The organism is Bradyrhizobium sacchari, assembly GCF_002068095.1.
GTDB classification, from domain to species: domain Bacteria; phylum Pseudomonadota; class Alphaproteobacteria; order Rhizobiales; family Xanthobacteraceae; genus Bradyrhizobium; species Bradyrhizobium sacchari.
The window spans coordinates 255,699-263,436 of the sequence record NZ_LWIG01000014.1 but is presented as its reverse complement, the minus strand read 5'-3'; the positions used below and the strand labels follow the sequence as shown (position 1 = coordinate 263,436).

Annotated in this window: 8 protein-coding genes; 5 read left to right on the top strand and 3 right to left on the bottom strand. The window is 63.6% G+C overall.

From position 1 onward, the window contains the following. Together A5906_RS44740 and A5906_RS20075 are read right to left on the bottom strand one after the other, a co-directional pair. Window positions 1-802, bottom strand: an 802-nt coding sequence (locus tag A5906_RS44740) for a DNA polymerase IV (RefSeq protein WP_245326804.1), incomplete at its 3' end; no start/stop codon positions are given. Next, a complete protein-coding gene (locus tag A5906_RS20075) occupies window positions 799-1,110 on the bottom strand; it encodes a DUF3572 domain-containing protein (protein WP_080137077.1) in 312 nt (103 codons plus the stop codon). The genes A5906_RS44740 and A5906_RS20075, both read right to left, overlap by 4 nt. A gap of 238 nt (window positions 1,111-1,348) precedes the next feature. On the opposite strand from A5906_RS20075, the gene A5906_RS20070 reads away from it, so the two are divergent. Both A5906_RS20070 and A5906_RS20065 read left to right on the top strand, forming a co-directional pair. Further along, entirely contained in the window at window positions 1,349-1,714 is a 366-nt protein-coding gene (locus A5906_RS20070; protein WP_027553080.1) for a response regulator, read from the top strand. Window positions 1,715-1,728: 14 nt separating this feature from the next. After that, complete coding sequence (locus A5906_RS20065; protein WP_080137076.1) at window positions 1,729-3,102, top strand: PleD family two-component system response regulator; 1,374 nt, start codon at window positions 1,729-1,731, stop codon at window positions 3,100-3,102. A gap of 335 nt (window positions 3,103-3,437) precedes the next feature. Here the strand turns inward: A5906_RS20065 and A5906_RS20060 are convergent, their stop codons facing one another. Continuing rightward, window positions 3,438-4,046, bottom strand: coding sequence for a TetR/AcrR family transcriptional regulator (locus A5906_RS20060; RefSeq protein WP_080137075.1), 609 nt, complete (start codon window positions 4,044-4,046; stop codon window positions 3,438-3,440). 130 nt (window positions 4,047-4,176) lie between these two features. Here A5906_RS20060 and A5906_RS20055 point away from each other — a divergent pair, with 130 nt between their 5' ends. The 3 genes from A5906_RS20055 to A5906_RS20045 form a co-directional block, all read left to right on the top strand. Next, the gene (locus tag A5906_RS20055; RefSeq protein ID WP_080137074.1) at window positions 4,177-5,415 is read left to right on the top strand and encodes an MFS transporter; all 1,239 of its coding nucleotides are present in this window, start codon (window positions 4,177-4,179) and stop codon (window positions 5,413-5,415) included. 323 nt (window positions 5,416-5,738) lie between these two features. Beyond that, window positions 5,739-6,239, top strand: a complete 501-nt coding sequence (locus tag A5906_RS20050; RefSeq protein ID WP_080137073.1) for a YybH family protein — start codon at window positions 5,739-5,741, stop codon at window positions 6,237-6,239. A 579-nt stretch (window positions 6,240-6,818) separates the two neighbouring features. After that, a partial coding sequence (locus A5906_RS20045) for a LuxR C-terminal-related transcriptional regulator (protein ID WP_245326831.1) occupies window positions 6,819-7,738 on the top strand: 920 nt, incomplete at its 3' end.

The window sequence follows — 7,738 nt, the reverse complement described above, 5'->3', positions numbered from 1 at the left end:
GGGCGAGCCGCCACAGCCGGCGGCCGTCGCTCGGAAACTGCCGCATCATCTCGATCTCGTCGGCCTTTTGCAGGTCGGCGATGATGCGGAAGCCGCGCTGCACGAGGCGTTCCTGGGTCGCCGGTCCGACGCCGAAGATGAAGCCGACGGGCTTTTCCGCCAGCATCACGCGCGCCTCGTCCTGGTCGAGCGCGGCGAAGCCGCGCGGCTTGTCGAGGTCGGAGGCGATCTTGGCCAAAAACTTGTTGCAGGACAGGCCGACCGAGACGGTGATGCCAATGTCGCGCTCGACCTCGCGGGCAAAGCGCGCCAGCACCTTGGCCGGGATCATGCCATGCACCCGCTCGGTGCCGGAGAGGTCGAGGAAGGCCTCGTCGATCGAGAGCGGCTCGACCAGCGGCGTCAGCGCCTGCATGGCCTGGCGCACCTCGCGGCCGACGCGGACGTATTTCGCCATGTCGGGCCGGATCACGGTCGCATGGGGGCAGGCCTCCAGCGCCTTGAACATCGGCATCGCCGAGCGCACGCCGTAGGTGCGCGCGATGTAGCAGGCGGCCGAGACCACGCCGCGCTTGCCGCCGCCGATGATGACGGGCTTGTCGGCGATGTCGGGATTGTCGCGCTTCTCGACCGTCGCATAGAAGGCGTCGCAGTCGATATGCGCGATGGTCAGGCTCGCCAGCGCCCGGTGGCGGGCGAGGCGAGGGGAACCGCAGGCCGCGCAGCGCCGCACGGCGATATCCAGGTCGGCCAGACAATCCCGGCAGAAGCAGCGGGGCCCGGCCGGGACGGGGGCGGTCACGGCACGTCGCGCTCCCAGGAGGGGTCGCCGAGCGCGTCGCCGAGGACCTGCCGCGCTGCGGCAACGTTGGTCGGATGCAGTTCGGCGGCGGTGGCGAAGGCCTTCACGGTGGCGTCATCGCGCAGCACGAAATCGAGCACGCTGAGGAGGAAATTCGGGTCCGCGGCGGCGTTCCGGAGGGTCTCCGGGCCGACACCTGTCTCGGCCAGAAACAGGCCCAGCCGCTCGGGCTCGCTCGCCACGAAGGACAGGGCCTGAATCGCAACGATTTCAGCGACTTCGCGAGGGTTGTGAACAGGCTTTTTCACGGGCCCGGTTTGCCTTTCCGTTAACTTTCGGTGTCTACTTTGCATCATGCCCGAGTCTCCGCCTTGAGTCTTGCGATCCCGGGGCAAGCAACTGGAAACCACATCGCAGAAAGTGGCCCCTCGGGTTTAACGAAACTAGAGCGAATCTGAGGCTAGTTTGAATCCAGTTTTCGAAGCGCCGGAAAGCGGCGCCTGAGGCGTCACATGTATCCGGCTTCGTGCCAATCGGGAGGGCGGGATGGCTAAGACCGTCCTGATCGTGGAAGACAACGAGCTCAACATGAAGCTCTTCCGCGACCTGTTGGAAGCACATGGCTACCAGACTTCGGGCACCAGCAACGGTTACGAGGCGCTCGATCTCGTACGCAAGATGCGGCCCGACCTCGTGCTGATGGATATCCAGTTGCCGCAGGTCTCCGGCCTCGAGGTGACGCGCTGGATCAAGGACGATCCGGAGCTGCGCACCATTCCCGTCGTCGCGGTCACGGCGTTCGCGATGAAGGGCGACGAAGAACGCATCCGCGAGGGCGGCTGCGAGGCCTATTTGTCCAAGCCGATCTCGGTCGGCAAATTCATCGAGACGGTCCGGCGTTTCATCGGATAGGAAGTGAGTTCACAGTGTCCGCGCGTATCCTGGTTGTCGATGACGTTCCTGCCAACGTCAAACTCCTCGAAGCCCGCCTGTCCGCCGAATATTTCGACGTGATGACCGCTTCGAACGGCGCCGAGGCGCTGGCGATCAGCCGTAGAGCCGAATGCGACATCATCCTGCTCGACGTGATGATGCCTGACATGGACGGTTTTGAAGTCTGCCGCCGCCTGAAATCCGATCCGGCCACGCATCACATTCCCGTCGTGATGGTCACCGCGCTCGACAGCCCCGCCGACCGCAACCGCGGCCTCGAGGCCGGCGCCGACGATTTCCTGACCAAGCCCGTATCCGACGTCGTGCTGATCGCGCGCGTGCGTTCACTGACGCGGCTGAAGATGATGACCGATGAGCTGCGCATGCGCGCCATCACCTCGCTCGAGATCGGCATGCAGGCGCCCGAGCGCAGCGCCGTGGCCGACACCGGCAAGGGCGGCCGCATCCTCTTGGTCGACGACCGCGAGTCCTCCTATGAGCGGCTGGCGACGATCCTCGCCGCCGAGCACACGGTCGACGTCGAGCCGAACCCGACGGAGGCGCTGTTCCACGCCGCCGAGGGCAATTACGATTTGCTGATCGTCTCGCTCGATCTCAACAATTTCGATGGCCTGAGACTCTGCAGCCAGGCGCGCTCGCTGGAGCGCACGCGCCACGTGCCGATCCTGGCGATCGCCGAGCCCGAGAACTCGACGCGGCTGCTCCGCGGCCTCGAGATCGGCGTCAACGACTATCTGCTGCGCCCCATCGACAAGACGGAGCTGCTGGCGCGCGCCCGCACCCAGATCCGCCGCCGCCGCTACACCGATCACTTACGCGACAACGTGCAGAACTCGATCGAGATGGCGATCACCGACGCGCTCACCGGCCTGCACAACCGCCGCTACATGGAGAGTCATCTGGCAACGCTCGCCGAGCAGGCCGCCACGCGTGGCAAGCCGCTGGCGCTGATGATCCTGGACATCGACTATTTCAAGTCGATCAACGACAATTACGGGCACGATGCCGGCGACGACGTCTTGCGCGAATTCGCGGTGCGCGTGCGCAAGTCGATCCGCGGCATCGATCTGGCCTGCCGCTACGGCGGCGAGGAATTCGTCATCGTGATGCCGGAGACCGATTTGCACGTCGCCGGCATGGTCGCCGAGCGCCTGCGCCGCTCGATCGCGGGCGAGCCGTTCGCGATCCACAAGGGCACCAAGCGCATCGAGGTCACGATCTCGATCGGCCTCACCACGCTGGAGCAGAAGGGCGAGGCGGTCGCCGACGTCCTCAAGCGCGCCGACACCGCGCTCTACCGGGCCAAGCACGACGGCCGCAACCGGGTGGTGTCGCAGGCGGCGTGAAGGCGCCGCGATACCAAACTGCGAAAACAACCCCATGCACAGTAGCCGGCGCTAGTCGGATCAAGGACTTATGTGGGTGGCAGAAAGGCCTTCGCTATCAGCGGCGTCATTTGACCCGTCGGGCAAAACAGGAGCATATTGGTAGGGTGGGCGATGCGTGAACGAGCGCTGTCGCCACAACACCAGTCGTCGTCCCCGCGAAGGCGGGGACCCATAACCCCAGGGAGGGGTTATGGCGCGGACTGGTAACCACGAGTCTTCGTCAAACTACTGCCTGTGGTTATGGGTCCCGGATCTGCGCTCCGCTTCGCTGCGCTTGTCCGGGACGACAGTCATTATTGAGGCGCGGACTTGTGCCCCTTCATGGGCTTCTTCGCATCGCCCCCCACATCCACCCCCGCATTCCGCAACAGCACCTTCGCCGCCTCCTTCGCCGCGCGTGCCATTGCCGGATCATCACGCACGAGGTCCTGCGCGATTGAACCGTCCACCAGCAGCACGAGCTGCGTCGCCAGCGCCTCCGCGTCCGCAACGGCGAGCTCGGTCAGCCGGTCGCGAAACCAGAGGCGGCGGCTTTCCTTGAAGGCGATGGCGATCTTCTTCACGGCGCGGTCGGAAGGGCCGAGCTCGGCGACCGCATTTACGAACGGGCAGCCGCGGAAATCCTTTGCCGCAAAGCGTCGCTCCAGCGAATCGAAGGTGGCGAGGATCTGCTCGGCCGGCGGCTTGTCGGAAGGATGCACGCTCACGAACCGGCGCTCGAGATAGGCGGCGATCAGCGCGTCCTTGGACGGGAAGTGGTTGTAGAGCGTGCGCTTGCTGATGCCGATCTCGGCCGCGATGGTATCGACGCCGATGGCGCGGATGCCTTGCAGATAGAACAGCTTGTCGGCGGTCTGAAGGATCCGCTCTTTCATCGTCTGTGGGGCGGGCGGGGGAGCCATGCAGAGCTAAGCGTCCTGTTCGCTTGACAGCGGCGGCCGACTATAGCCTAAGTACACAGGTCTGTGTAACCAAAATCAACGGCAAAAACGGACGTCGGCACGTGTGCCGCGCCCAAAAGGGAGACAAAAAATGCCCCTGTTGCAGGTCCTGCGTCCGACCTTGCCGATCCTGATCGGCGCCTCGATCATGCTGACGCTGAGCATGGGGTTGCGGCAGAGCCTCGGCATCTTCATGCAGCCGCTGACGCATGACGTCCACATTTCGATCTCGGATTTCACGCTGGCGTTGGCGGTGCAGAACCTCGCCTGGGGTTTTCTGCAGCCGCCCGCCGGCGCGCTGACGGTGCGCTACGGCTTCCGCCCCATCATGATCGCGGGCGCGTTGATGTACATTGCGGGCCTCGCGCTGATGGCGACCGCCAACGGGCTCGTCAGCATCATGATCGGCGCCGGCGTGCTGATCGGCACGTCTCTGGCCTGCACCGCCGCCGCGATCGCGATGTCGGTGGCGGCGCGCGCGGTCCCCGAGACGGTGCGCTCGACCGTGCTCGGCATCGTCTCCGGTGCGGGCTCGCTCGGCGCGCTCTTGTCGGCGCCGATCGGGCAGATGCTCAACGAGGGCTTTGGCTGGCGCATCGGGCTTGCCGGCTTCGTCGTCATGTCGGTGCTGATGATCCCGGCCGCCTGGTATGCCGGCCGCGTCGACAAGATCCCGCTGCCGAAGCCGGCCGCTGACGACATCGGCGATGCCTCGGCGGCAACCGCGGCAAGGGCGGCGTTCGGCAACGCGCCGTTCGTGGTGATGACCTGTGCCTATCTCGTCTGCGGCATGCAGCTCGTGTTCCTGACCACGCATCTGCCGTCGTACCTTGCGATCTGCGGCCTCGACCCGATGTTGAGCGCGCAGACGCTCGGCATGATCGGCGGCTTCAATGTGCTGGGCTCGCTGTTCTTTGGCTGGGCCGGCCAGCGCTGGAACAAGCTCGCGCTGCTGGGCGGCATCTACATCCTGCGCTCGCTGGCGCTCGCCTGGTACTTCATGCTGCCGGCCACGTCGTTCTCGACGCTGCTGTTCGGCGCCATCATGGGCTTCCTCTGGATGGGCGTCGGCCCGCTGGTCGCGGGCGCCGTCGCCGAAATGTTCGGCCTGCGCTGGCAGGCGATGATCCAGGGCCTCGCCTTCATGAGCCACCAGATCGGCAGCTTCCTCGGCGCCTATGGAGGCGGGGTGCTCTACGACGCACTCGGCTCCTACACCATGGCCTGGCGGATCGGCGTCGCGCTCGGCCTTGCCGGCGGCATCGTGCAGGTGGCGTTCGCGCTGATCCGGCCGTCGCAGCCGCCAGCGCCGGTGCTGCGGACGGTGTAGCAGGGGCGGGCTGCCTAGCTTCAGCTTTGGAAGTTGCAGCGGACGCCGCGCTGTCTGGTTGCGAGGGACTGCTTGTGACCCATGGCCGACCTCGCTGGTTGGAGCTATAGTGGCGCAGGAGCCAACGTCACTTCGCGATCACCAGATGAGTCAGCAAGGACGGTGGCAGGTCGGCGCCTGTGGAGGTGTACCAACCGTAACTCTGACAGGACCTGTTCCTCGAAACCGGACGGCCGCGCGATCGACGTTGCTCAGGAGGACGGAGGAAAGCCTCGTCTCCATCCCCTATTCTAGAGAGGCATCGATAGCAGGGAGCTAACATCATGCGCGCATTTGGAGCTGTATGTTTCTCACTATTGCTGTCAGCAGTTCCTGCGACTGCAGCAGATCAAAATCTCAAGGAGGAAATTGGGAAGATAGCTTCAGCATACGAGCAGCACTTCGGCAAACAAGATGCTGCCGCGATTACGTCACTTTATACGAAGAACTACCTGCGTGTTACTCAGAATGGAATTGAGCCCGATAATACCAAGTTTTACGAGGACGCTTTCAAAGCGGGACTTAACCGCCTCGAGGTAAAGGTGACGGACGTTCAGCCATTGTCAGAAAACATGGCTCTATCAACTGGCGAAGCCCACATCACCGGTAAGAGTGAGAAAGGCGATCCCCTCGAAATGAACGCTGTTTGGACTGCTCTCGATGTCCGTGAGAATGGGCAATGGAAGATTCGTATGCTGACGTCGGCTCCTAAGGCACCGCCGCCGCAGCCACAACAAGCGGGGACCACGGCGACTACAACGGGGAACGCGCCGAGTGGAAAATAGGCCTATCCGAGAGTATTTTGTCTGACCGGCTTTCGCGCCCAAACGCGGAGGCAGCAACTGAAACGTAGGTCTTTCGGCCACGGGAGCCGGCTCGCATCCGCTGCGTGAGAACAAGGGGCCTCGCCTCTCGAAACTGACGGGATGGCGCGGCTCCTTGATCGGACCGAACATCGGCTTCCGAGTAAAGACGGACTGCAGCAAGGACAGCCCTGCAGGACCAAATCTGGCCCATCGGCGCAGTCGCGAAGCCGCTCATGGAGGTCCGCTCAACGGGACGGAGCAGACCGGGTTTCTCGCTCTGAGTTCTTCGCATATTGACCTGAAGCCGACGATCCAGGTTTAGCATCCAGCGGGTAGACGTGCCCCCGACATCAGGCTTAGACTTCGGCAGCCCAATTGGCCGAAGCACTACCTTGACGTGCGCTTGGAACGCATGGATTAATCCTCCGTTATACGAAGGACGCGGATTTCACGGGATTGGGGTATTGTCCGTTCCATGAACCCGCGCTGCTCTTGAAAGTGACGCCGTAAACCAGGTCGCCCTTGCTAGGCGACGGAAGGTCGGGGCAAGTGAAGCCGATGCTTCGTATTCGAATCGTGATAGCTGATCGCCGTCCGATCGTGCTGCAGGGTTTTGCGCCGCTATTTGCCGCGGAGAGTGACTTCGAGCTCGTCGCATCTTGTAATAACGGAGCCGACTGTCTCGAGGCAGTTCGGAGGTTGACGCCGGATGTCGCGCTTGTAGAGGACGGGTTTTCTGATGTGACGGCGTCCGAGATGCTCACCGCCGTCAATACCGAAAACCTTCCCACGCGACTGGTCTTCTACACCGCATCCATTGCGCAGGGTGATCTCGCTGGCGCCATCGCAGCGGGTGCCTGCGCCGGGATTCCGATGCGCGAGGAGCCCGAAGCCTTGATGCAGTCCCTCAGGCTGGTGGCACCGATCGCGGACCGGGCGGCTGCCGGCAAGGCAAGCCATGGCACTTTTGACGACGATGGGCTGACAGCGCTGACGGATCTGGAGCGCAAGATCCTGCGACTGGTCGCCTGCGGTATGTCGAACAAGGAGATTGCGCGCCAGCTCAAGGTCGCCACACGCACCATCAACGCGCGAGTCGATCACATCTTTGCACAGCTTGAGATCAAAAACCGCCGGGAGCTCGCGACGTTCGCGCTGTCGCGCCTGTACGGCGGAGTCGGCGCGCTTGCAGCTCTGATTTGGGCCGCGCTCGATGACGTTCGACCCGCAAGCGCGGGCCCGGCTGATCATGCGTATACCGATACTGTCACGGTAAAAGCCGCAGACGGTACTGGCGCGGTCTTGACCATCAAAATTTCTCCCCAGAAGGCGACCGCACCTCCGGGCAAAACCGCCAAAGCTGCTGGCAAAGCCGCATGGATTGAGAATTCTGTAGCTGACAGTCCGACGCGGGCCAGCAAGTTCGTCGAATCCCGTGCTGATATTGCCGGCAGCACGATCACATCACTGACGCCCGC